24 protein-coding genes, 1 pseudogene and 1 other annotated feature are annotated in these 23,129 nt (G+C 54.4%); of the genes and pseudogenes, 11 read left to right on the top strand and 14 right to left on the bottom strand.

Annotation, left to right across the window (positions count from 1 at the left end; translation table 11 throughout):
* Positions 1–300: 300 nt before the first annotated feature.
* The 3 genes from clpB to rluD all read right to left on the bottom strand — a co-directional run bounded on the left by clpB (position 301) and on the right by rluD (position 4,712).
* On the bottom strand, positions 301–2,874 hold the full coding sequence (clpB, locus tag ACOTXF_RS20770) for an ATP-dependent chaperone ClpB (RefSeq protein WP_023325892.1): 2,574 nt from the start codon (positions 2,872–2,874) through the stop codon (positions 301–303).
* A gap of 129 nt (positions 2,875–3,003) precedes the next feature.
* On the bottom strand, positions 3,004–3,735 hold the full coding sequence (gene yfiH, locus ACOTXF_RS20765; protein WP_045417532.1) for a purine nucleoside phosphorylase YfiH: 732 nt from the start codon (positions 3,733–3,735) through the stop codon (positions 3,004–3,006).
* Positions 3,732–4,712, bottom strand: coding sequence for a 23S rRNA pseudouridine(1911/1915/1917) synthase RluD (gene rluD / locus ACOTXF_RS20760; protein WP_232927075.1), 981 nt, complete (start codon positions 4,710–4,712; stop codon positions 3,732–3,734). Before rluD ends, yfiH begins: the two co-directional genes overlap by 4 nt.
* A 131-nt stretch (positions 4,713–4,843) precedes the next feature.
* Here rluD and bamD point away from each other — a divergent pair, with 131 nt between their 5' ends.
* The 4 genes from bamD to pheA all read left to right on the top strand — a co-directional run bounded on the left by bamD (position 4,844) and on the right by pheA (position 7,618).
* On the top strand, positions 4,844–5,581 hold the full coding sequence (gene bamD, locus ACOTXF_RS20755; protein ID WP_008502469.1) for an outer membrane protein assembly factor BamD: 738 nt from the start codon (positions 4,844–4,846) through the stop codon (positions 5,579–5,581).
* Between the two features lie 268 nt (positions 5,582–5,849).
* On the top strand, positions 5,850–6,191 hold the full coding sequence (gene raiA / locus ACOTXF_RS20750) for a ribosome-associated translation inhibitor RaiA (RefSeq protein WP_008502470.1): 342 nt from the start codon (positions 5,850–5,852) through the stop codon (positions 6,189–6,191).
* 110 nt (positions 6,192–6,301) lie between these two features.
* Positions 6,302–6,427 (top strand) — a sequence feature (Phe leader region).
* Complete coding sequence (gene pheL / locus ACOTXF_RS20745; RefSeq protein ID WP_100249759.1) at positions 6,303–6,350, top strand: pheA operon leader peptide PheL; 48 nt, start codon at positions 6,303–6,305, stop codon at positions 6,348–6,350. (Overlaps the previous feature by 48 nt.)
* A 30-nt stretch (positions 6,428–6,457) precedes the next feature.
* A complete protein-coding gene (pheA, locus tag ACOTXF_RS20740; RefSeq protein WP_047747217.1) occupies positions 6,458–7,618 on the top strand; it encodes a bifunctional chorismate mutase/prephenate dehydratase in 1,161 nt (386 codons plus the stop codon).
* Here pheA and ACOTXF_RS20735 read toward each other — a convergent pair.
* From ACOTXF_RS20735 to aroF, 3 genes are read right to left on the bottom strand one after another with little or no spacing between them, the layout of a single operon-like run.
* Positions 7,615–8,487 carry an SMP-30/gluconolactonase/LRE family protein gene (locus ACOTXF_RS20735; protein ID WP_047747218.1) on the bottom strand — a complete coding sequence of 291 codons (873 nt, stop codon included), beginning with the start codon at positions 8,485–8,487 and terminating at the stop codon, positions 7,615–7,617. The two genes, pheA and ACOTXF_RS20735, sit on opposite strands and share 4 nt — an antisense overlap.
* Before the next feature lie 60 nt (positions 8,488–8,547).
* Positions 8,548–9,669 carry a bifunctional chorismate mutase/prephenate dehydrogenase gene (tyrA, locus tag ACOTXF_RS20730; RefSeq protein WP_008502473.1) on the bottom strand — a complete coding sequence of 374 codons (1,122 nt, stop codon included), beginning with the start codon at positions 9,667–9,669 and terminating at the stop codon, positions 8,548–8,550.
* Positions 9,670–9,679: 10 nt separating this feature from the next.
* On the bottom strand, positions 9,680–10,750 hold the full coding sequence (gene aroF, locus ACOTXF_RS20725) for a 3-deoxy-7-phosphoheptulonate synthase AroF (RefSeq protein WP_008502474.1): 1,071 nt from the start codon (positions 10,748–10,750) through the stop codon (positions 9,680–9,682).
* 214 nt (positions 10,751–10,964) lie between these two features.
* Between aroF and ACOTXF_RS20720 the strand changes: the two genes are divergently transcribed.
* From ACOTXF_RS20720 to ACOTXF_RS20705, 4 genes and pseudogenes are all read left to right on the top strand, one after another.
* Positions 10,965–11,339, top strand: coding sequence for a DUF2799 domain-containing protein (locus ACOTXF_RS20720; protein WP_047747221.1), 375 nt, complete (start codon positions 10,965–10,967; stop codon positions 11,337–11,339).
* A 138-nt stretch (positions 11,340–11,477) separates the two neighbouring features.
* Complete coding sequence (locus ACOTXF_RS20715) at positions 11,478–12,029, top strand: YfiR family protein (RefSeq protein WP_169809168.1); 552 nt, start codon at positions 11,478–11,480, stop codon at positions 12,027–12,029.
* Positions 12,022–13,243 (top strand): annotated as a pseudogene (dgcN, locus tag ACOTXF_RS20710) (diguanylate cyclase DgcN). The gene ACOTXF_RS20715 and the pseudogene dgcN overlap by 8 nt, the downstream one beginning before the upstream one ends.
* Before the next feature lie 12 nt (positions 13,244–13,255).
* Positions 13,256–13,741 (top strand): OmpA family protein, encoded by a 486-nt coding sequence (locus ACOTXF_RS20705; protein ID WP_008502478.1) that lies wholly within the window; start codon positions 13,256–13,258, stop codon positions 13,739–13,741.
* A gap of 2 nt (positions 13,742–13,743) precedes the next feature.
* Here the strand turns inward: ACOTXF_RS20705 and ACOTXF_RS20700 are convergent, their stop codons facing one another.
* The 7 genes from ACOTXF_RS20700 to ffh all read right to left on the bottom strand — a co-directional run bounded on the left by ACOTXF_RS20700 (position 13,744) and on the right by ffh (position 19,159).
* The gene (locus tag ACOTXF_RS20700; RefSeq protein WP_047747228.1) at positions 13,744–15,114 is read right to left on the bottom strand and encodes a PepSY-associated TM helix domain-containing protein; all 1,371 of its coding nucleotides are present in this window, start codon (positions 15,112–15,114) and stop codon (positions 13,744–13,746) included.
* 36 nt (positions 15,115–15,150) lie between these two features.
* Complete coding sequence (locus ACOTXF_RS20695; RefSeq protein WP_047747231.1) at positions 15,151–15,555, bottom strand: DUF2946 domain-containing protein; 405 nt, start codon at positions 15,553–15,555, stop codon at positions 15,151–15,153.
* A gap of 132 nt (positions 15,556–15,687) precedes the next feature.
* Positions 15,688–16,035, bottom strand: coding sequence for a 50S ribosomal protein L19 (gene rplS / locus ACOTXF_RS20690; RefSeq protein WP_002914145.1), 348 nt, complete (start codon positions 16,033–16,035; stop codon positions 15,688–15,690).
* 43 nt (positions 16,036–16,078) lie between these two features.
* Complete coding sequence (gene trmD, locus ACOTXF_RS20685) at positions 16,079–16,846, bottom strand: tRNA (guanosine(37)-N1)-methyltransferase TrmD (RefSeq protein ID WP_008502493.1); 768 nt, start codon at positions 16,844–16,846, stop codon at positions 16,079–16,081.
* A gap of 31 nt (positions 16,847–16,877) precedes the next feature.
* A complete protein-coding gene (gene rimM / locus ACOTXF_RS20680) occupies positions 16,878–17,417 on the bottom strand; it encodes a ribosome maturation factor RimM (RefSeq protein WP_021241995.1) in 540 nt (179 codons plus the stop codon).
* A gap of 15 nt (positions 17,418–17,432) precedes the next feature.
* On the bottom strand, positions 17,433–17,681 hold the full coding sequence (gene rpsP, locus ACOTXF_RS20675) for a 30S ribosomal protein S16 (protein WP_003863133.1): 249 nt from the start codon (positions 17,679–17,681) through the stop codon (positions 17,433–17,435).
* Between the two features lie 116 nt (positions 17,682–17,797).
* Positions 17,798–19,159 carry a signal recognition particle protein gene (gene ffh, locus ACOTXF_RS20670; protein ID WP_047747232.1) on the bottom strand — a complete coding sequence of 454 codons (1,362 nt, stop codon included), beginning with the start codon at positions 19,157–19,159 and terminating at the stop codon, positions 17,798–17,800.
* A 166-nt stretch (positions 19,160–19,325) separates the two neighbouring features.
* Here ffh and ACOTXF_RS20665 point away from each other — a divergent pair, with 166 nt between their 5' ends.
* Complete coding sequence (locus ACOTXF_RS20665) at positions 19,326–20,117, top strand: cytochrome C assembly family protein (RefSeq protein ID WP_032623031.1); 792 nt, start codon at positions 19,326–19,328, stop codon at positions 20,115–20,117.
* 18 nt (positions 20,118–20,135) lie between these two features.
* Positions 20,136–21,422, top strand: coding sequence for an HlyC/CorC family transporter (locus tag ACOTXF_RS20660; protein WP_025759264.1), 1,287 nt, complete (start codon positions 20,136–20,138; stop codon positions 21,420–21,422).
* A 52-nt stretch (positions 21,423–21,474) separates the two neighbouring features.
* Here ACOTXF_RS20660 and grpE read toward each other — a convergent pair whose 3' ends face one another.
* On the bottom strand, positions 21,475–22,068 hold the full coding sequence (gene grpE / locus ACOTXF_RS20655) for a nucleotide exchange factor GrpE (protein ID WP_008502499.1): 594 nt from the start codon (positions 22,066–22,068) through the stop codon (positions 21,475–21,477).
* A gap of 122 nt (positions 22,069–22,190) precedes the next feature.
* On the opposite strand from grpE, the gene nadK reads away from it, so the two are divergent.
* Complete coding sequence (nadK, locus tag ACOTXF_RS20650; RefSeq protein ID WP_008502500.1) at positions 22,191–23,069, top strand: NAD(+) kinase; 879 nt, start codon at positions 22,191–22,193, stop codon at positions 23,067–23,069.
* The last annotated feature ends 60 nt before the right edge of the window (positions 23,070–23,129 follow it).

The following is a 23,129-nucleotide window of genomic DNA, read 5'->3' as shown; positions in this document are numbered from 1 at the left end:
TAAATTGTTAAAGAGCAGTGCCGCTTCGTTTTCGCTGCGGCGCGGGGTGTGCATATTACGCTTTCCCGCTTCAGAGTCAAGCGTTTATTTTCGCTATTTTCTGCTGACCCGGCGGCGTGTGTGCCGTTGTTCCGTGTCAGTGGAGGCGCATTATAGGGAGTAATTCCGAACCTGCAAGGATAAAGTGAAAATTATTTACTGACTGCTCACTTTCCAGGCAAACTTCACTCCAGACCTCAATTTTCGCCTGTTTTTTAAACAAAAACGAGCCGCAAGCGGCTCGTTTTTGCGTTTTGTGACTTACTGCACTGCCACAATGCGATCGTCGTTGACTTCCAGACGGATAATTTTACCAGGAACCAGTTCCCCGGAGAGGATCTGCTGCGCCAGCGGGTTTTCGATCTGCTGCTGGATAGCACGTTTCAATGGACGCGCACCGTACACCGGATCGTAACCATTCTTACTCAGCAGTTTCAGCGCATCGTCGGAGATGTGAATTTCGTATCCACGCTCTTCCAGACGTTTGTACAGACGCTGCAGCTGAATCTGCGCAATCGACGCGATGTGTTTCTCACCCAGAGGATGGAATACCACCACTTCATCAATACGGTTGATGAACTCCGGACGGAAGTTATGGCTTACCACACCCAGCACCAGATCCTTCATGTGGCTGTAGTCCAGTTCACCGAAACGTTCCTGAATCAAATCGGAACCCAGGTTCGACGTCATAATGACAACCGTATTACGGAAGTCGACCGTTCTCCCCTGCCCGTCGGTCAGACGCCCATCATCCAGCACCTGAAGCAGAATGTTGAACACATCCGGATGCGCTTTTTCCACCTCATCCAGCAGGATGACGGAATAAGGACGACGGCGCACCGCTTCTGTCAGGTACCCACCTTCTTCATAACCCACATATCCAGGAGGCGCCCCGACCAGACGCGAGACGGAGTGTTTCTCCATAAACTCGGACATGTCGATACGCACCATCGCATCGTCGCTGTCGAACATAAAGTTAGCCAGCGCTTTGCACAGCTCGGTTTTACCGACACCCGTCGGCCCCAGGAACAGGAATGAACCAATCGGACGGTTCGGATCGGACAGCCCTGCACGACTACGACGAATAGCATTCGAAACCGCTTCAACCGCTTCGTTCTGGCCAATCACACGATTGTGGAGATCGTTCTCCATGCGCAGCAGTTTTTCACGCTCACCTTCCAGCATGCGCGCCACGGGAATACCGGTCCAGCGGGCAAGCACTTCCGCAATCTCGGCATCCGTCACTTTATTACGTAACAGACGCATCGTTTTCCCTTCTGACTGCGTCGCAATCTCAAGCTGTTTTTCCAGCTCAGGGATTTTGCCATACTGCAGCTCTGACATCCGCGCCAGGTCACCCACGCGTCGCGCCTGCTCAATGGCAATTTTTGCCTGTTCGAGTTCAGCTTTAATGGTCTGCGTACCGGAAAGGGAGGCTTTCTCGGCTTTCCACTCTTCCTCAAGCTCAGAATACTGGCGCTCTTTATCGTCCAGCTCTTCATTGAGCATATCGAGACGTTTCTTACTGGCTTCATCAGACTCTTTCTTCAGCGCCTGCTGTTCCAGCTTGAGCTGAATGATGCGTCGGTCGAGTCGATCCAGCTCTTCCGGCTTCGAGTCAATCTGCATACGAATGCTCGACGCCGCTTCATCAATCAGGTCGATGGCTTTATCCGGCAGCTGACGGTCAGCAATATAACGATGCGAAAGCGTCGCCGCCGCAACGATGGCCGGGTCGGTGATCTGCACATGGTGGTGCAGTTCATAGCGCTCTTTCAGACCACGCAGGATCGCGATGGTATCTTCAACGCTTGGCTCGGCAACAAACACTTTCTGGAAACGACGTTCCAGCGCAGCATCTTTCTCAATGTACTGACGGTACTCATCCAGCGTGGTGGCACCGACGCAGTGAAGTTCACCGCGCGCCAGTGCAGGTTTCAGCATGTTCCCGGCATCCATTGCGCCGTCTGCCTTACCGGCACCGACCATGGTGTGCAGCTCGTCGATAAACAGGATGACGTTACCTTCCTGTTTCGCCAGATCGTTCAGCACGCCTTTCAGACGCTCTTCAAACTCACCGCGGTATTTCGCACCGGCCACCAGCGCGCCCATGTCCAGCGCCAGTACGCGGCGGCCTTTCAGGCCTTCCGGCACTTCACCGTTCACAATACGCTGCGCCAGCCCTTCAACGATGGCTGTTTTACCGACACCCGGTTCACCTATCAGTACCGGGTTGTTCTTGGTACGACGTTGCAGTACCTGAATGGTACGGCGGATTTCTTCATCACGGCCGATCACCGGGTCAAGTTTGCCCTGTTCAGCACGCTCGGTCAGATCGACCGTAAATTTCTTCAAAGCCTGACGTTGGTCTTCGGCTCCCTGATCGTTCACGCTTTCACCTCCGCGCATGTTCTCAATCGCCTGAGTCACATTGGCGGTGGTCGCACCGGCAGATTTCAGCAGGTCGGTCAAGGTACCGCGTGATTCAAGCGCCGCCAGAACAAACAGCTCTGACGAAATAAAATTGTCCCCACGTTTTTGCGCCAGCTTGTCGCAAAGGTTCAGGACGCGCACCAGATCCTGCGACGGCTGAACGTCGCCGCCGGTCCCTTCGACCTGCGGTAAACGGCTCAGCGCCTGATCGATAGCGGTGCGTAACTGGCCAGCATTAATGCCAGCGGACGTTAATAAAGGACGTACCGATCCCCCTTCCTGATTCAGCAAGGCGCTCATTAGATGAAGAGGTTCGATAAATTGGTTGTCGTGCCCCAGTGCGAGGGACTGGGCATCGGCGAGAGCAAGCTGGAATTTATTAGTAAGACGATCCAGACGCATAACTCCTCCCATAACAGGTCAAATTTGCTACTGGAGATTAAATGAGGTCATCCCTCAATTATTCAAGGTTAATGACCTGAATTATGTGAAAAGAAAACGGCACGTGCCGGATCGTCTTGATTCTTTAGGTTATATCAGCCAAATGAAACTTGCCATACGGCCCGTCGTCTTGTCGCGGCGATAAGAGAAAAAATCACCCTTTTCGGTGAAGGTGCAGCGATCGCCGCCGAAGATCTGCGTCACGCCGACGCGGTTCAGGCGCTGGCGGGCGAGCTGGTAAATATCGGCCAGATATTTATCCCCCGAAGGCAGGAAGGCGTCCACCGCTTGCGGATCTTTTTCCATAAAGGCTTCGCGAACTTCCGGCCCCACTTCAAAAGCGCGAGGGCCAATGGCCGGGCCAAGCCAGGCCATAATATTGGCGGGCTCATCCTTAAAGCAGGCGACGGTTTCTTCCAGCACGCCTTCACACAGTCCACGCCAGCCCGCGTGCGCTGCAGCCACCTCGGTGCCTGCACGGTTGCAGAACAGCACTGGCAGACAATCGGCGGTCATTACGGCACAAACGGTTCCCGGCGTATTGCTGTAAGAGGCATCAGCGCGTTTGGAAGCATAGGGCTCTCCCGTCAACTTCAGCACCGCCTTGCCATGAACCTGTTCCAGCCAGACCGGTTTCGACGGCAGGTTCCCCGCTGCAAACAGACGCCTGCGGTTCTCTTCCACGTGTTCCAGGTTATCGCCACAGTGTGCGCCGAGGTTCAACGACGCCCACGCGCCCTGGCTCACACCGCCAGTGCGGGTTGAACTGCAGGCAGCCACGCCGACAGGCAGTGGCCACTCCGGGACAATCAGTTTGGTCATAACCAGTCCACTTGATCCTTATGTTCTTCGAAATCAGCACGCATAGCGTCAATAAGGTCCACCATATCCTGTGGGATAGGCGCATGCCACTCCATCTGAATACCGGTAATAGGGTGATAAAGACGCAGCATGGTCGCGTGCAGCGCCTGACGTTCGAATTTACGCAATACGCTGATGAACTCATCCGACGCGCCTTTAGGCGGACGCGGACGACCACCGTAGACCTGATCCCCCACCAGCGGATGGGTAATGTGGGCCATATGCACGCGGATCTGGTGGGTACGTCCGGTCTCCAGACGCAGACGCAGGCGCGTATGAATACGGAAGTGCTCCATAATGCGGTAATGCGTCACCGCCGGTTTACCCATCGGATGCACCGACATATGGGTACGCTTGGTTGGGTGACGGCTAATGGGCTCTTCCACCGTCCCGCCAGAAGTCATATGCCCAATGGCTACCGCTTCATACTCACGGGTGATTTCGCGCAGCTGCAGCGACTCCACCAGACGTGTCTGAGCAGGAACGGTCTTCGCCACCACCATCAGACCGGTAGTGTCTTTATCCAGACGGTGCACGATGCCCGCGCGCGGGACATCCGCGATCGGCGGATAGTAATGGAGAAGTGCGTTAAGTACCGTACCGTCAGGGTTTCCTGCGCCCGGATGAACTACCAGGTCGCGCGGCTTGTTGATCACCAGAATGTCATCATCTTCATAGACGATGTCCAGTGGGATATCCTGCGGCTCGAAGCGGATTTCCTCTTCGATTTCAGCATTGATGGCGACAGCTTCCCCACCTAACACTTTCTCTTTTGGTTTGTCCCAGATCTTGCCGTTTACCATCACGCGCTGGTCAAGGATCCATTCTTTTATGCGTGAACGCGAATAATCAGGGAACAATTCGGCCAAAGCCTGATCTAAGCGTTGACCGAGCTGATTTTCGGAGACTGTTGCGGTGAGTTCTACTCGTTGTGCCATAAACTGCTTCTTCGTTTAACGTTGGGTTTTACGGCTTTGCCGTTTAATATAGTGTGCTATTGTAGCTGGTCTTAATCGGGAGCAGGAACAGAGTTTCTCCCGGACAAACATTTGAGGAAAGTCAAAACGTCATGACGCGCATGAAATATCTGGTGGCAGCGGCCACGTTGAGCCTGGCTTTGGTGGGCTGCTCCGGTTCAAATGAACAGGTCCCTGACAATCCGCCGAATGAAATCTATGCGACTGCACAACAAAAGTTGCAGGACGGTAACTGGAAACAGGCGATAACGCAACTGGAAGCGTTGGATAATCGCTATCCATTTGGTCCGTATTCGCAGCAGGTACAGTTAGATCTCATCTACGCATACTATAAAAATGCCGATCTGCCGCTGGCTCAGGCAACCATCGATCGTTTCATGCGTCTGAACCCGACTCATCCTAACATCGACTACGTGATGTACATGCGCGGCCTCACCAACATGGCGCTGGATGACAGTGCGCTGCAGGGCTTCTTCGGTGTGGATCGTTCCGACCGTGACCCGCAGCATGCGCGTGACGCCTTCAATGACTTCTCTAAACTGGTGCGCGGCTATCCAAACAGCCAGTACGTGACCGACGCCACCAAGCGTCTGGTGTTCCTGAAAGATCGTCTGGCGAAATATGAATACTCCGTGGCGGACTACTATACCCGCCGTGGCGCATGGGTTGCCGTGGTTAACCGCGTAGAAGGTATGCTGCGTGATTACCCGGATACTCAGGCTACGCGCGACGGCCTGAAGCTGATGGAAAATGCTTACCGTCAGATGCAGATGACCGCTCAGGCTGAAAAAGTGGCGAAAATCATCGCCGCGAACAGCAGCAACACCTGATTTTGCCTCAATGCAAAACGGCAGCCCGAAGGCTGCCGTTTTTTTATTCGTTTCTGAGCGTCGCTGAAGCGCGTTAGCCTCAACACATCCAGTCAACTATGGCCTCAATTTTTGCCTTCTACAAGGTAAATCTCACCTCTTCCTGCCCTGCCTCACAAAAAAGATTCCCTGACAAAAACCGACAAAATAACGTGATCTAAATCACACATTTTGACATTAGGTCGGGTATGCTGGAATCACCAAGACGGAAAGACAAGAGGTAAAATTTATGACAATGAACATTACCAGTAAACAAATGGAAATTACTCCGGCAATTCGCCAGCACGTCGCAGACCGTCTCGCCAAACTGGATAAATGGCAAACACATTTGATTAATCCACATATCATCCTGTCCAAGGAGCCGCAGGGTTTCATCGCTGACGCAACTATCAATACTCCAAACGGCCACCTGGTCGCCAGCGCAAAACATGAGGATATGTACACCGCAATTAACGATTTGATCAACAAGCTGGAACGGCAGCTCAATAAAGTGCAACACAAAGGTGAAGCCCGTCGCGCCACAACGTCGGTGAAAGACGCCAGCTTCGCGGAAGAAGTTGAAGAAGAGTAATCCTTTAAATTGAGTGTACCGCCAACGCGCCTTCGGGCGCGTTTTTTGTTTTTTATTGACAGGGTGAAAACAGTACGGGTACTTTAACGGTATCACTCACAGGATGACTTTATGAAACTTACGCCGTTCTTCTTCGCATTCTTTTTTACCTTCCCCTGAACGGGAGGCGTTTCGTCGTGTGATAAAGAATGCGAAGACGAACAACAAGGCCTCCCACACCGGGGGGCCTTTTTTATTGATAACGATAAGATGAGACAGGCAACACTATGACACCGGAAAACCCGTTACTGGATCTGCGCGTAAAAATCAGCGCGCTGGATGAGAAACTGCTGGCGCTGCTGGCCGAACGCCGCGCCCTTGCCGTTGAAGTGGGTAAAGCCAAGCTGGACTCCCATCGTCCGGTCCGTGATATCGACCGCGAGCGGGATCTGCTGGAACGTCTCATTCAGCTCGGCAAAGCGCATCATCTCGATGCCCATTACATCACTCGGTTGTTCCAGCTCATCATCGAAGACTCCGTTCTGACCCAGCAAGCGCTACTCCAGCAGCATCTCAATAAAACCAATCCGCACTCTGCGCGTATCGCTTTCCTCGGGCCAAAGGGCTCCTATTCTCACCTGGCCGCACGTCAGTATGCCGCTCGCCATTTCGAAGAATTTATTGAAAGCGGCTGCGCGAAGTTTGCCGACATTTTTAACCAGGTCGAGACCGGCCAGGCGGATTACGCCGTGGTGCCGATTGAAAACACCAGCTCCGGCGCCATCAACGACGTCTACGATTTGCTGCAGCACACCAGCCTGTCGCTGGTCGGCGAGCTGACGATCCCTATCGATCACTGCGTGCTGGTCTCCGGTTCAACGGACCTGAACACGATCGAAATGGTCTACAGCCACCCGCAGCCGTTCCAGCAGTGCAGCCAGTTCCTGAACCGCTATCCGAACTGGAAAATTGAGTACACCGAAAGCACCTCGGCGGCGATGGAAAAAGTCGCCCAGGCGAACTCCCCCACCGTTGCGGCGCTGGGCAGCGAAGCGGGCGGCGCGCTGTATGGTTTACAGGTGCTGGAACGCAACCTGGCGAACCAGACGCAAAATATTACCCGCTTCGTGGTGCTGGCCCGCAAGGCAATCAATGTGTCTGACCAGGTACCGGCCAAGACCACGCTGCTGATGGCCACCGGCCAACAGGCCGGTGCGCTGGTTGAAGCTCTGCTGGTACTGCGTAATCACAACCTGATCATGACCCGGCTGGAATCGCGCCCAATCCACGGTAACCCGTGGGAAGAGATGTTCTACCTTGATATCCAGGCCAACCTGGAGTCTGCTTCCATGCAGAAAGCCCTGCGCGAGCTGGGCGAGATCACGCGTTCCATGAAGGTGCTGGGCTGTTACCCGAGCGAAAACGTCGTCCCGGTCGATCCAATCTAACGTTCGATAAAACGGCTTTTCTTCATCCCTGCCACGCTCATCGGCAGGGTGAAGATGGCGCCGGAGAGCGGATATTTCGCCACTTCCTCCGCATCCATATTTTCCCGCGTGGTGGTAATAAAAAGCGTTTTCATATCATCGCCGCCAAAGCAGACCATCGTCGGGCAACGCACCGGCATGCGATACTCTTCCAGCTGCTCCCCTTGCGGTGAAAAACGCGCGATGCGCCAGCCGTCAAACAGCGCGCTCCAGTAACAGCCTTCCACATCCATCGCCGCGCCGTCCGGTATCCCCTCGCCCTCTTTAAACTGACGAAACACCTCTCGCTTACCCGGTTCGCCCTGCTCATCAAGCGGGGTACGGTAGATCACACCGTTTGGCGTATCTGAGGTAAACATCCATTGCTTATCCGGGCTAAACGCTAAGCCGTTGTGCCCGTGGATATCGCACTGGATCACCTTCGGCGTCAGGTCGTTGTCGATGCGCATCAGCAGGGCGCCGTTGTAATCTCCCGGCCCCCAGAACGTGCCCGCATAGAAGCGACCCAGGTGATCGGTGCCTCCATCGTTAAAACGCGCCAGCTGCGGGTTAGAGGGGTTATCACACACCTTGCGGCGCAGCAGGCCGTGTTTATCGGTCAGCCAGATACCCGTTCGCATCGCAACGATAAAACCACCCTGCTCACGCAGCGCGAAACACCCCACGTCCTCGTGGAAAGAGAGTACGGTGTGTTCCGCCGTCGGCAGATGGTAGCGGTGGATCTCGCCTTCCAGAATATCGGCCCAGTAGAGCGCCTGCTCTTCGGCGCTCCACGTCGGGCATTCAGGCAAATGCCCGGTGTAATTCAACAGCAGCTGCGGTTCAGCCATGACAGTTCCCCAAAATGAAAAAAGCCAGCATTGCTGGCTTTCAGTATATACATCATCGCATTACTGGCGACTGTCATTTGCCTGGCGCAACAACGTCCGGCTCTCATTCTGGAAACGCTGCGCATAATCGCCAAACCAGTGCTCGACCTTGCGGAAGCTGTCGATAAACGCCTGCTTGTCTCCGTGCTCAAGCAGCGTAATGGCTTCTCCAAAGCGCTGATAGTAGCGCTTGATCAGTGCCAGGTTGTTTTCGGAGGACATAATAATGTCCGCGTACAGCTGCGGATCCTGCGCGAACAGACGCCCAACCATCGCCAGCTCCAGACGATAGATAGGTGAAGAGAGCGCCAGCAGCTGTTCAAGCTGCACGTTCTCTTCCGCCAGATGCAGGCCGTAGGCAAACGTGGCAAAGTGGCGCAGCGCCTGAATGAACGCCATGTTCTGGTCGTGCTCAACCGCGCTGATGCGGTGCAGTCGCGCGCCCCATACCTGAATCTGTTCCAGGAACCACTGATAGGCTTCCGGCTGACGACCGTCGCAGTAAACCACCACCTGCTTAGCCAGGCTGCCGCTGTCCGGACCAAACATCGGGTGCAGGCCCAGCACCGGCCCGGTATGCGCAGCCAGCATTGCCTGCAGCGGACCATTTTTGACGGAGGCCAGATCCACCAGGATACAGTCTTTCGGTAAAGGAGGAAGCTTCCCGACGATCTGCTCCGTCACGTGGATCGGCACGCTGACGATAACCATCCCGGCATCTTTCATGAGTTCCGGCGCCTGCGCCCAGTCCTCTTTTTCCAGAATGCGCACCTGATAGCCAGAAAGCGTCAGCATTTTTTCAAACAGACGCCCCATCTGTCCTGCCCCGCCGACAATCACCACCGGACGCAGGGTCGGGCAAAGGGTTTTGAAGCCCTTGTCGTTTTCGCTGGAATAGGATTCCCGCATCACGCGACGCAGAACATCCTCAATCAAATCCGGCGAAACGCCCAGCGCCTGCGCCTCTTTGCGACGGGAGGCCAGCATTGAGGCTTCGCGCTCCGGGACGTAAATCGGCAGGCCGTATTTGCTTTTCACCTCACCGACTTCGGCAACCAGCGCCATGCGGCGCGCCAGCAGATCCAGCAGCGCCTTATCCACTTCATCAATTTGATCGCGCAGTGCGGTCAATTCAGCAACCATAACTACCCTCTTAAGCCAGACGCGTCGCCAGCTGGCCGCTTAAATCTTTATGGATCTCACGCAGCAGTGCATCGGTGGTTTCCCAGCTGATGCAGGCATCCGTCACGGAGACACCGTGCTTCATGGCACTGCGCGGTTGTTCAGATGATTGATTGCCTTCATGAATATTGCTCTCAATCATTAGACCGATAATCGAACGGTTGCCATCTTTGATCTGGGCGACCACGGATTCCGCAACCGCAGGCTGACGACGGTAATCTTTATTCGAATTACCATGACTGCAATCTACCATCAGTGCCGGGCGCAGTCCCGCCTGCTCCATCTCTTTTTCACACTGCGCCACGTCCGCCGGACTGTAGTTCGGGGCTTTCCCGCCGCGCAGGATCACGTGCCCGTCCGGGTTACCCTGCGTTTGCAGGAGGCAGACCTGGCCCGCCTGGTTGATACCGACGAAACGGTGCGGCATGGCGGCCGCGCGCATGGCGTTGATCGCCGTCGCCAGGCTGCCATCGGTACCGTTTTTAAAACCAACCGGCATCGACAGGCCAGACGCCATCTCGCGGTGGGTTTGTGATTCCGTGGTACGCGCGCCAATCGCGGACCAGCTGAACAGATCGCCAAGGTATTGCGGGCTGTTCGGATCCAGCGCTTCGGTTGCCAGCGGCAGGCCCATGCTGACCAGCTCCACCAGCAGGCGACGCGCAATTTTCAGGCCTGCTTCCACATCAAACGAGCCATCCATGTGCGGATCGTTAATCAACCCTTTCCAGCCAACGGTAGTACGTGGCTTCTCAAAATAGACGCGCATCACGAGGTAGAGGCTATCGCTGACCTCCTCCGCTAATGCTTTAAATCGACGAGCGTACTCAATGGCGGTTTCAGGATCGTGAATAGAGCAAGGACCACACACCACCAGCAGGCGCGGATCGCGGCCGGCGATGATGTCAGAAATGGTCTGGCGCGAGTGCTCAATCTGAGCCTCCTGCGCGACGCTCAGCGGAAATTCTGCTTTCAGCTGATCCGGAGTAATTAAAACCTGTTCGTCAGTGATATGTACGTTGTTCAGCGCGTCTTTTTGCATGATGGCGATCCTGTAAAGCTCGTTTGCGATAGTTGTTTTCCTCAATGAGGTGAAACCACGATACCATAAAAAGTAAACATTTCAATCCAAAATACGCACACATTTCTTTACAGTTGCCAGTTTATTGCAAAAATCAGCCGTCAAAAACGTAAAGTTTAAATTACAGACATACTTTCTTAAGCCAGGCTATGCTGAAGTAAAAAGGAGAATGGCTATGCGTTCAATTGCTCTCACGCTGTTGTCGCTGTTTTTAACGGGCTGCCAGATCAATCCTTATACCTTCCAGCCCGACTGGACCAGTCCATCCTGGTTTGATGCCGGTAAAGAAGACGCCATGAATGGCCTGCCGGTTAAAGATAACCAGATCCTGGCCGATAGTTTTAACGACACCCACGTTGATCGTAGTGAATATCTTCGCGGCTATGCCGATGGTCAGAAGAGAGTCTGCGAAGAAGGGTTTATTCACGCCTGGGGATTAGCGGGCAAATCTTTCCCTGCCAGTTGCGATACTGTCGAAAACGCGACAAAACTGCGTGCGTCATGGCAAAAAGGGATGGATGAAAGTATGCGCTCCAGCAGACTCAATTAAGTCTGTTTTTAATCACCGGAAAATAAACAACAGTAGGATTTAGCTTAGGTTGACCTGAGGCTATTTCTGACATAATGACGGCTCTGACAAACAATGGTATTCTGCCCGCAACTCTTAAGGACATCTATTTCCAGAGCGATGTGGCGGATTCTGGTGAGAAATTTATTCTTGATCTCTTTTTTCCGACTCACTCTGGTGTTAATGCTGTTCATTATGGTGGGCCCAGCGACGGCAGGCATGCTCACGGAAACGGATAAATCGGTACGCTCGATAGTCTCAGGCATTGTGAGCTATACGCGATGGCCGTCACTATCCGGGCAACCTAAACTCTGCATCTATGCCACTTCTCACTATACGCACGCGCTTAGCGGCGACGAAGGGCACAACGAGTTACCCTATACTCCCGCTATTGTACATAACGATCGGGAAGCCCTGGCCGCGACGTGCGATGCGATTTATTTCGGGTCTGAATCACCGGCAAAACAACTTGAATTAATAAGCCAATATCAGGGCAGAGCATTGCTATTAATCTCAGAGCAAAATCCGGAATGTGTAATTGGCAGTGCCTTTTGCCTGATGATCGATCGCGGCCAGGTCCGGTTCTCCGTCAACCTGGATGCATTGACGCGCAGTGGCGTAAGAGTCAATCCGGATGTATTAATGCTGGCACGGAATAAGCAGCATGGATAAAGATTTCACTTCAACGCCACGTCCGACGTTTAAAAGAACGTTGAGGCGAAACAGCATGATAAGCGTCATTATCACGATGACGTTAATATGGCTGTTGCTCTGTTTTGCTTCCGTTGTGACGTTAAAACAATACGCGCAAAAGAATCTCGAATTAACCGGCGCCACAATGAGCCACAGCCTGGAAGCCTCGCTGGTTTTCAACGACTCGCTGGCGGCCAACGAAACGCTTGCAGCCCTGGGCAAACAGGGGCAGTTTGCCGCGGCGGAGGTGATTAATGCGCATAAAAAGCGGTTCGCCTACTGGTCCTGGAACCCGGGAAGATAACAACGACACGCTGGGCGCGCTGGTCAGCCGCTGGCTTTTCCCCGTACCGGTTGCGCAGCCCATCATGCATAACGGCTTAACGATCGGCGAAATTCGCCTTACCGCGCGTGACAGTTTGATCAGCCATTTCATCTGGACGTCGTTTGCCGTACTGACCGGCTGCATTCTCTTTGCCGCCGTCGTCGCGCTCGTCATTACCCAGTCTTTGCATCGTGGAATGGTCACGGCCCTGCAGAACATTACCGACGTCGTTCATGACGTGCGCACGAACCGAAATTTCTCCCGCCGGGTGAAAGACGGCCGTATCGAAGAATTTCACCAGTTTGGCGAAGACTTCAATAGTCTTCTGGATGAAATGGAAGAGTGGCAGCTGAAGCTTCAGGCGAAAAATGCCCAGCTGTTGCGGACCGCCATGCACGACCCGCTTACCGGTCTTGCCAACCGCGCGGCGTTTCGTAACAGCATTGCGGCATTAATGAATGACCCTTCAGCCAGAACCAACTCGGCCCTGCTCTTCCTCGACGGTGATAATTTTAAGTTTATTAACGACACCTGGGGACACGCGGCAGGAGACTGCGTGCTGATCGAAGTCGCCAGCAGGATGATGGAGTTTGGCGACAAACGTCATCAGTCCTACCGTCTTGGCGGTGACGAATTTGCCATGGTGCTGTACGGCGTGCACTCTGAGCTTGAGGTTCAACATATTTGTGCTGCGCTTTCGCAGCAGTTTATCCGTCCGTTTGATCTTCATAACGGACAAAAAGCATCGATGTCACTCAGCATTGGCTTTGCTCTGGCGTGGGAAAATACTTCCGTGGAAGCATTACTGGAGAGGGCTGACCGCAACATGTACCAGGTTAAAAACCAGCGTACGAAAACAATAAGTTAGAAAGGATACACTATGTTAAAACGTTACTTCGCGCCCTTAGTACTGGCCTCACTGGTTCTGGCAGGCTGCCAGTCGCCGCCGGAAGGCAAATTCACTCCTGAGCAAATTGCGGCGATGAAGTCTTACGGTTTTAACGAACTGAACGGTGACTGGTCGCTTGGGATGTCGGACACCATCCTGTTTGATAAAAATGACGCCAGGCTGCGATCGGAGAGTGAAACGCAGATCCAGTCCATGGCCTCTCGCCTGGCGGAAACCGGCCTGACCCACGCGCGAATGGACGGTCACACGGATAACTACGGGGAAGAGAGCTACAACGAAGCGCTCTCGTTAAAACGCGCCAACGCCGTGGCCGATGCCTGGGCGAAGGGGGCAAACATCCCGCGCAGCAATCTCACCACGCGGGGATTAGGTCAAAAATATCCGGTTGCGAGCAACAGTACCTCACAAGGGCGCGCTGAAAACCGCCGCGTCGCAGTGGTAATCAGCACGCCATAAGGCTATTTAGCGGAGGATTCGGCGAGCGTCACCCTGGTTGCCGCTCGCCAGCGCAGCCAGTCCACCAGAACAAACAGCGCCAGACTCACGCCCATGACTGGCAATGCCAGTCCCAACAGTACGCTGATTAACACCGTAACGCCTCTTCCCCACACTGACAAGGCAAGCCAGCTCTGGCAAAGCGTCTGTACCGGACTCACTGCCGATTGCGCCGGACGACGCATCCACCACATCCGGTATCCCCAGATAATGAGCACGCAAAGGGCGAGGCCGAACGCAACCAGCAGCAGCTGATTTGCGAGGCCGAATAAGATCCCCATATGGAAATCCACGCCCCAGCGGGTCAGTTTTGCCATTAGCGGAAAATCCTCGAATCGGGTCCTGTCCAGTACCTGCATCGTATGAGGATCAACCGCCACGGCGTCCACCTGGGTCGGCCAGCTGCGATCGATTTCCGTCACGGTCCAGGCGCGATCCCTCGTTTTCGCCGGGCGGATCTCCAGCTTGCCGGCATCAATACCCGCGTTACGCGCCGCGCTTAACACGCCGTCAAACTGCGTCAAATCCATCGCCATATCGGGCATCACCATTCCACCGTGATGACCGCGGTGTTCGGCATGTTCATCCATGACCTCATGTTGGCCGGATAGCGTCGTGTTCACCTGCGGGGTGAGCCAGTTCATCTCTGCACGCAGCTTATCCACGTTTCCGCCAGCCCACTGGGACCAGGTCAGGCCGGTTGCGGAGAACAGCAGCATTCCACCCAGCAGAACCCAGCCCAGCGTCACGTGCACCCGACGCCGGTTCTGGAAGCGATTGTTGATCCGCCGTTTGGGCCGGGTATAACACCACAGGGCAATACCGCCCAGCGCGGCGACCCACATCCACGAGGCCGCAAGCTCGCTGTAAAGGCGCCCAATGTCGCCCAGCATCAGGGACGTATGCAGGTAATCAATGGTCTGACGCAGGGGTAAAATCCCGCTGGTGCCGTATACCGTCAGATCTCCCAGCACCGTCAGGCTTACCGGATCGATAAAGATAGCCCGGTTCTCCGATGGCCCAAGTTTCGGGTCAGCGAACATCACGCGGGTGGTTTCGCCCTCAACCAGCCCCGGACGAACGGCGTGCAAACGTAAATCTGATCCAACGGTTTTTTCCGCCAGGGCGATTTGTTCCGCCAGAGGATGTGGCTCGCCCACGGAATCTGTGTGGAGCGCGTGCCGGTAGAGCGCGTTCTCCAGCTGTGGGGTCGCCACGTACAGCGTTCCGGTCAGCGCGGCGAAGAAGATAAACGGGCCGACAAACAGCCCAACGTAGAAATGAAGGCGACGCAGCAGGTTTCCCCATGCCGCGCGCGAGGTGCAGGTAGTCATACTTTTCCTTTTTAAGGCAAAAAGTTATCGATATTTTTAAAGGGAAAAAGCAGACTGCCGCGGCGGCGCGCGGGTATCAGGGTAAAGCCAGGGGAAGAAGTGCCAGTGCTTGACCGCCTGACGCGGCGGCTTAACGCGAAGCCTCTGCAGCACCACGCTGAGCAGGACGATGAGCGCCAGCATCACGCCAGGGACATGCGCTAACAGCACGCAGTAGCCGCACGCTTCCGCATGGTCGACAGGCATCGTGTGTGGCATATTGCCGTGATGCTCGTCCATCAACATCATGCTCATGTCATGATGCATGCCCGGCATGGCGCTCATGGGATCTTTCTGCAATGAGACGGAGATAAGGGGTGCTACCACGATCAGCAGGATCGCGCACAGCGCGGTTAATGCCGCTGCGCGTTTCCAGCTATTCTGATGCAGTATGTTATCCACTTCCCCTCCATACAAGAGGCAAGCATTGTAAATGATTTATGACAAAAGGGTTAACGCGAGAGTTGCGATGGGATAAAAAAAGGGCCAGCCTTTCGGCCAGCCCTTTCTAACAGGATGTCGCTTAAGCGAATCTTAGTTCAGACGCTCTTTAATACGAGCAGACTTACCAGTACGCTCACGCAGGTAGTACAGTTTAGCTTTACGTACAGCACCACGACGTTTAACAGCAATGCTGTCAACTACCGGAGAGTGAGTCTGGAAGACACGCTCAACGCCTTCGCCGTTGGAAATTTTACGAACAGTGAATGCAGAGTGCAGACCGCGGTTACGAATAGCGATAACCACGCCCTCGAATGCCTGCAGACGTTTTTTGGAACCTTCAACAACCCATACTTTCACTTCCACGGTGTCACCTGGACGGAAGGAAGGTACGTCCTGCTTCATCTGCTCTTGTTCAAGTTGCTTAATAATGTTGCTCATAATTTAATCTCTTATCCTGGGTAAACTGATATTCGGGAGCGTATTACGCATTCCCATCATGTTCATGCTGCTGTTGCGCGTGTTCAGTTTTGAACTCGGCCAGCAACTTTGCTTGCTCTTCAGTCAGAGCCAGGTTTTCCAGAAGTTCAGGTCTTCTAAGCCAGGTTCGGCCCAGCGACTGCTTCAAACGCCAGCGACGTATCTCGGCATGGTTTCCTGACAGTAACACTGCCGGGACTTCCATCCCTTCTAACACTTCAGGACGGGTATAGTGTGGACAGTCCAGCAACCCATCGGCAAAGGAATCTTCCGTTGCCGAAGCTTCATGGCCCAGTACTCCCGGAATGAACCGGGCGACGGAGTCAATCAGCGTCATTGCGGGTAACTCACCACCGCTGAGAACGTAATCGCCGATAGACCATTCTTCGTCAATCTCGGTTTGAATTACGCGCTCATCTATCCCTTCGTAGCGACCACAGACCAGAATCAGTTTTTGATTCGTCGCCAGTTCGCTGACGCCCGCTTGATCAAGCTTGCGTCCCTGAGGTGACAGATAAATCACCTTTGCGCCTTCACCTGCCGCGGCTTTTGCTGTGTGAATGGCGTCCCGTAAGGGTTGCACCATCATTAGCATCCCCGGTCCGCCGCCGTAAGGACGATCGTCCACAGTACGGTGCCGGTCATGAGTAAAGTCACGCGGACTCCAGCTCTGGATGCTCAGCAGGCCATTCTTTACTGCCCGGCCAGTTACCCCGTAATCGGTAATCGCGCGGAACATTTCAGGAAACAGGCTAATTATGCCAATCCACATAGCGCCGTCTTTTACCGTTTATCCGGAGAATTTAAAAACCAGGATCCCAATCTACTTCAATGGTTTGAGTAGTGAGATCGACTTTCTTGATAACCTGTCCATCGAGGAACGGGACCAACCGCTCCTTGATGCCAAATGCATCTTTCAGGTTTGCCTTAATGACGAGAACGTCATTTGACCCGGTTTCCATCATATCGATGACTTTCCCCAGGCTGTAGCCTTCAGTAGTGACTACCTGGCAACCCATAAGGTCTTTCCAGTAGTAGTCGCCCTCTTCCAGCTGTGGCAACTGCGACGAATCCACGACAATTTCACAATTAGTCAGCGCATTCGCGGCATCACGATCGTCAACGCCTTTCAGCTTGATGATGATGTCCTGATTGTGGTGACGCCAGCTTTCCAGCTCGACCTCTTCCCACTTACCGCCTTTCTGGATAAACCAGGGCTGGTAATTAAAAATGCTATCAGCGTCTTCAGTGGAGGAAAACACTCTGAGCCAACCACGGATACCGTAGCAAGAACCCATTTTTCCCAATACGATCGGTTCAACAGGTGCTTTATTGCTCATCATGACCACCGTGACAGATTAAGCTGCTTTGTTTGCTGCTTTGATCAGCGTAGCAACGCGATCGGAAACAGTAGCGCCCTGGCCAACCCAGTGAGCGATACGATCCAGATCCAGACGAGTTTCTTCTTCTGCGCCAGCGGCCAGTGGGTTGAAGAAACCAACGCGCTCGATGAAGCGACCGTTGCGTGCATTACGGCTGTCAGTCACAACAACCTGGTAGAACGGACGCTTTTTAGCGCCGTGACGTGCTAAACGAATAGTTACCATAACATCCTCTTGTGTGAATAAAACAACCGGGCCCCATCGAGGAACGGAGCCCGGGTGTCATATTAAAAGCCCGAAAATTTTACTCATTTTCGGGCAAAAAGCAATCTCAAAAGCGATTAACGCCCTGGAAAACCGGGAGGCATCATCCCTTTCATGCCGCGCATCATTTTCGCCATGCCGCCTTTCTTCATTTTCTTCATCATGCGCTGCATGTCGTCGAACTGTTTCAGAAGGCGGTTAACGTCCTGCACCTGCATGCCGCAACCGGCTGCGATACGGCGTTTACGGGAACCTCTGATGATGTCCGGGTTAGCGCGCTCTTTCAGCGTCATCGAGTTGATGATCGCCTCCATACGCACCAGCACCTTGTCATCCATCTGCGCTTTCACGTTGTCAGGGATCTGGCCCATGCCCGGCAGTTTGCCCATCAGGCTGGCCATGCCGCCCATGTTTTTCATCTGACGCAGCTGCTCAAGGAAGTCAGTCAGATCGAAACCGTCCCCTTTTTTCAGCTTGCTGGCCAGCTTCTCGGCCTGCGCGCGGTCAACCTTGCTCTCGATATCTTCGATCAGCGACAGCACGTCGCCCATGCCGAGGATACGGGAGGCAATACGATCCGGGTGGAACGGCTCCAGCGCTTCGGTTTTCTCACCGACGCCGAGGAACTTGATCGGCTTACCGGTGATGTGACGAATGGAGAGGGCCGCACCGCCGCGGGCGTCACCGTCCACTTTGGTCAGCACCACGCCGGTTAACGGTAGCGCTTCGTTAAACGCTTTCGCGGTATTCGCCGCATCCTGACCGGTCATAGCGTCGACGACAAACAGGGTCTCTACCGGGTTGATAGAGGCATGCACCTGCTTGATCTCGTCCATCATCGCTTCGTCAACGTGCAGACGACCGGCGGTATCCACCAGCAGCACGTCGTAAAACTTCAGCTTCGCCTCTTTCAGCGCGGCGTTAACGATATCGACAGGCTTCTGCGCCACGTCGGACGGGAAGAAATCCACGCCGACCTGCTCTGCCAGGGTCTCCAGCTGCTTGATCGCCGCCGGGCGATAGACGTCCGCAGAGACCACCAGCACTTTCTTCTTGTGCTTTTCGCGCAGGAATTTACCCAGCTTACCGACGCTGGTGGTTTTACCCGCACCCTGCAGGCCCGCCATCAGCACCACGGCCGGTGGCTGAGCGGCCAGGTTAAGCACCTGGTTCTCTTCGCCCATCGCCGAAACCAGTTCGTTACGAACGATTTTGACGAACTCCTGACCCGGGGTCAGGCTCTTGTTAACTTCATGACCAACCGCCTTCTCTTTCACGCGGTTGATAAAATCACGAACAACCGGCAACGCGACGTCTGCTTCCAGCAGCGCCATGCGCACTTCGCGCAGCGTTTCCTTGATGTTCTCTTCAGTAAGGCGTCCGCGGCCGCTGATGTTGCGCAGCGTGCGCGACAAACGATCGGTTAAATTATCAAACATTGTCTCTCGCCTGAGTAGAAACGTTGGGCCGCCATGAGCGACACATACACAGAATTTTGCCGGAGTATAACATGAAGGCGCCTTTGTTGTTATGCAACGGTTGGAGCAGGCGTCACGTAACGTTATACTGCTTCTCTTTCTTATTAAGACAACTGTCGATGCCTATATGCCTGTTTTCGCACTGATCGCCCTTGTTGCCTACTCTGTCAGCCTCGCGCTGATTATTCCCGGACTGCTGCAAAAAAACAGCGGCTGGCGGCGCATGGCTATTCTTTCGGCGGTGATCGCACTGATTAGCCACGCCTTTGCGCTGGAATCACGCATTATCCCCGGCGACGGCAGCGTGCAAAACCTGAGCGTGCTGAACGTCGGCTCGCTGGTCAGCCTGATGATCTGTACGGTAATGACCATCGTCGCGTCTAAAAATCGCGGCTGGCTGCTGCTGCCGATTGTCTACACCTTCGCGCTGATCAATCTGGCCCTCGCCACCTTTATGCCTAATGAGTTCATTACGCATCTGGAGGCGACGCCGGGGATGCTGGTGCATATCGGCCTGTCGCTCTTTGCCTACGCGACGCTGATCATCGCCGCGCTTTATGCCATGCAGCTCGCCTGGATTGACTACCAGCTGAAAAACAAAAAGCTGGCGTTTAACCATGAAATGCCGCCGCTGATGGTGATTGAGCGTAAGATGTTCCACATCACCCAGGTGGGCGTGGTGCTGCTGACGCTCACGCTCTGCACCGGGCTGTTTTACATGAAGAACCTGTTCAGCGTGGAGAATATCGATAAAGCGGTGCTCTCCATCATCGCGTGGTTTGTCTATATTGTCCTGTTATGGGGCCATTATCATGAAGGCTGGCGCGGTCGTCGCGTGGTCTGGTTCAACGTCGCGGGTGCGGGCATTCTCACCCTTGCCTATTTTGGCAGCCGCTTCATACAGCAATTTGCTGGCTAAGAAACAAAGGAGTTCCCCCTGGAACACATCTCAACCACCACGCTGATCGTTATCCTGATCGTCATGGTGGTCATCTCCGCCTATTTCTCCGGCTCGGAAACCGGCATGATGACCCTGAACCGCTACCGGTTACGTCATCGTGCTAAACAGGGTAACCGCGCCGCCCGTCGCGTTGAAAAACTGCTCCGCAAGCCGGATCGCCTGATTAGCCTGGTGCTCATCGGCAACAACCTCGTCAACATTCTGGCCTCTGCGCTCGGCACCATCGTCGGGATGCGCCTGTACGGCAACGCCGGGGTGGCGATTGCCACCGGCGTGCTGACGTTCGTGGTGCTGGTGTTTGCCGAAGTGCTGCCAAAAACCATCGCCGCGCTTTACCCGGAGAAGGTCGCCTACCCGAGCAGCTTCCTGCTGGCACCGCTGCAGATCCTGATGATGCCGCTGGTCTGGCTGCTGAACATGGTGACGCGCGTTCTGATGCGGATGGTGGGAATCAAAGCCGACGTCACCATCAGCAGCGCGCTCAGCAAAGAGGAGCTGCGCACCATCGTGAACGAATCCCGCTCGCAGATCTCCCGACGTAATCAGGACATGCTCCTGTCGGTGCTCGATCTGGAAAAGGTGAGCGTGAACGACATCATGGTGCCGCGTAACGAAATCGTCGGTATAGACATCAATGACGACTGGAAAGCCATCGTTCGCCAGCTGACGCACTCCCCGCACGGGCGCATTGTGCTGTACCGCGACTCGCTGGATGACGCCATCAGCATGCTGCGCGTGCGCGAAGCCTACCGTCTGATGACCGAGAAAAAAGAGTTCACCAAAGAGGTGATGCTGCGCGCCGCCGACGAAATTTATTACGTGCCGGAAGGAACACCGCTCAGCACGCAGCTGGTGAAATTCCAGCGCAACAAGAAGAAGGTCGGCCTGGTGGTCAACGAGTACGGCGATATCCAGGGGCTGGTGACGGTCGAAGATATTCTGGAAGAGATTGTCGGGGACTTTACTACCTCAATGTCGCCTTCCCTCGCGGAAGAGGTCACCCCGCAAAACGACGGCTCGGTGCTGATTGACGGAAGCGCAAATATTCGTGAACTCAACAAAGCCTTTAACTGGCATTTACCGGAAGATGAGGCTCGCACCATTAACGGGATGATTCTGGAAGCGCTGGAAGAGATCCCGGCCGCGGGCACGCGGGTGCGCATTGAGCAGTACGATATTGATATCCTGGACGTGCAGGACAATATGATCAAGCAGGTGAAAGTCCTGCCCGTTAAACCCCTGCGCGAAAGTATCGCGGAGTAAGGTTGTAGGCCGGGTAAGGCGAACGCCGCTACCCGGCACTACGGATAGCGAATTACGCTTTCGCTTTCGCCACGGTTACCATCGCCGCGCGAATGGTACGGCCGTTCAGGGTGTAACCTTTCTGCATTACGCCCAGCACTTTACCGGCTTCAATCTCTTCTGATTCAACCATCGCAATCGCCTGGTGAACGTTTGGATCCAGCGGAACGTCGGTATCGGCAATCACTTCCACGCCAAACTTACGCACCACGTCGAGCATGGATTTCAGCGTCAGTTCGATACCTTCGATCATTGCGGCGTTGTCCGGATTCGCTTTGTCAGCCACTTCCAGCGCGCGATCGAGGCTATCAATCACCGGCAGCAGTTCGTTGACGAATTTCTCCAGCGCGAACTTGTGCGCCTTCTCAACGTCCTGCTCGGTACGACGACGCAGGTTTTCCATTTCCGCCTTGATGCGCAGAACACTGTCGCGTTCGCGATTCTGTGCTTCTACCAGCTGGGCTTCCAGATTCGCAATTTTTTCATCGCGCGGGTCCACCTGCTCAGCAGATGCGTCTGGCTCTACAGCCTCAACTTCATCGTGCTGTTCCGTGATAATTTCTTCAGGGGCTTGCCCCTCAGGCGTTTTCTGTTCTTTACTACTCATGAATTTCTCCGCGTTTTTCTGCATTCATCTCGCTAACTTCGCTTATTATGGGGATCAGTTTCCGGGATTCAAGGGAACAAGACAGATTGTCATCATTCATCAGGCACAAGGACCTCCAGAAAATGAATAATCATTTCAGGTGTATTGGGATCGTCGGGCATCCGCGTCACCCTACCGCACTAACGACACATGAAATGTTGTATCGCTGGTTGTGTAGCAAAGGCTATGAAGTGATGGTCGAGCAGCAGATTGCCCAGGAACTGCAGCTGAAGAGCGTCAAAACCGGCACGCTGGCGGAAATTGGCCAACAGGCCGATCTCGCCGTGGTGGTGGGCGGCGACGGCAACATGCTCGGCGCGGCCCGCACGCTGGCGCGCTATGACATTAAGGTCATCGGCATCAACCGTGGCAATCTCGGCTTTTTAACCGACCTGGACCCGGACAATGCGCAGCAGCAACTGGCCGACGTGCTGGAAGGCCACTATATCAGTGAAAAACGCTTTTTACTGGAAGCGCAGGTGTGCCAGCAGGACTGCCAGAAACGCATCAGCACCGCCATTAACGAGGTTGTCCTTCACCCTGGCAAAGTGGCGCACATGATCGAGTTCGAAGTCTATATCGACGAGATCTTTGCCTTCTCCCAGCGTTCTGACGGGCTGATTATCTCCACCCCGACCGGCTCAACCGCCTACTCGCTTTCTGCCGGCGGCCCGATCCTGACGCCCTCGCTGGATGCCATTACCCTGGTGCCGATGTTCCCGCACACGCTCTCCGCCCGCCCACTGGTGATCAACGGCGACAGCACGATCCGTCTGCGCTTCTCGCACCGCCGTAACGACCTGGAGATCAGCTGCGACAGCCAGATAGCGCTGCCGATCCAGGAAGGTGAAGATGTGCTTATTCGCCGGTGTGATTACCACCTGAATTTGATTCATCCGAAAGATTACAGCTATTTCAACACATTAAGTTCGAAGCTTGGCTGGTCAAAAAAATTGTTCTGATTTAGCATCCAGTACTTTACTGTATAAAAAACCAGTTTATACTGTATGAAAACACAGTCA

Origin of the sequence: Enterobacter cloacae complex sp. IR53041, assembly GCF_049238285.1 — a bacterium.
GTDB classification, from domain to species: domain Bacteria; phylum Pseudomonadota; class Gammaproteobacteria; order Enterobacterales; family Enterobacteriaceae; genus Enterobacter; species Enterobacter roggenkampii.
This window is presented reverse-complemented; position numbering and strand designations above follow the sequence as displayed.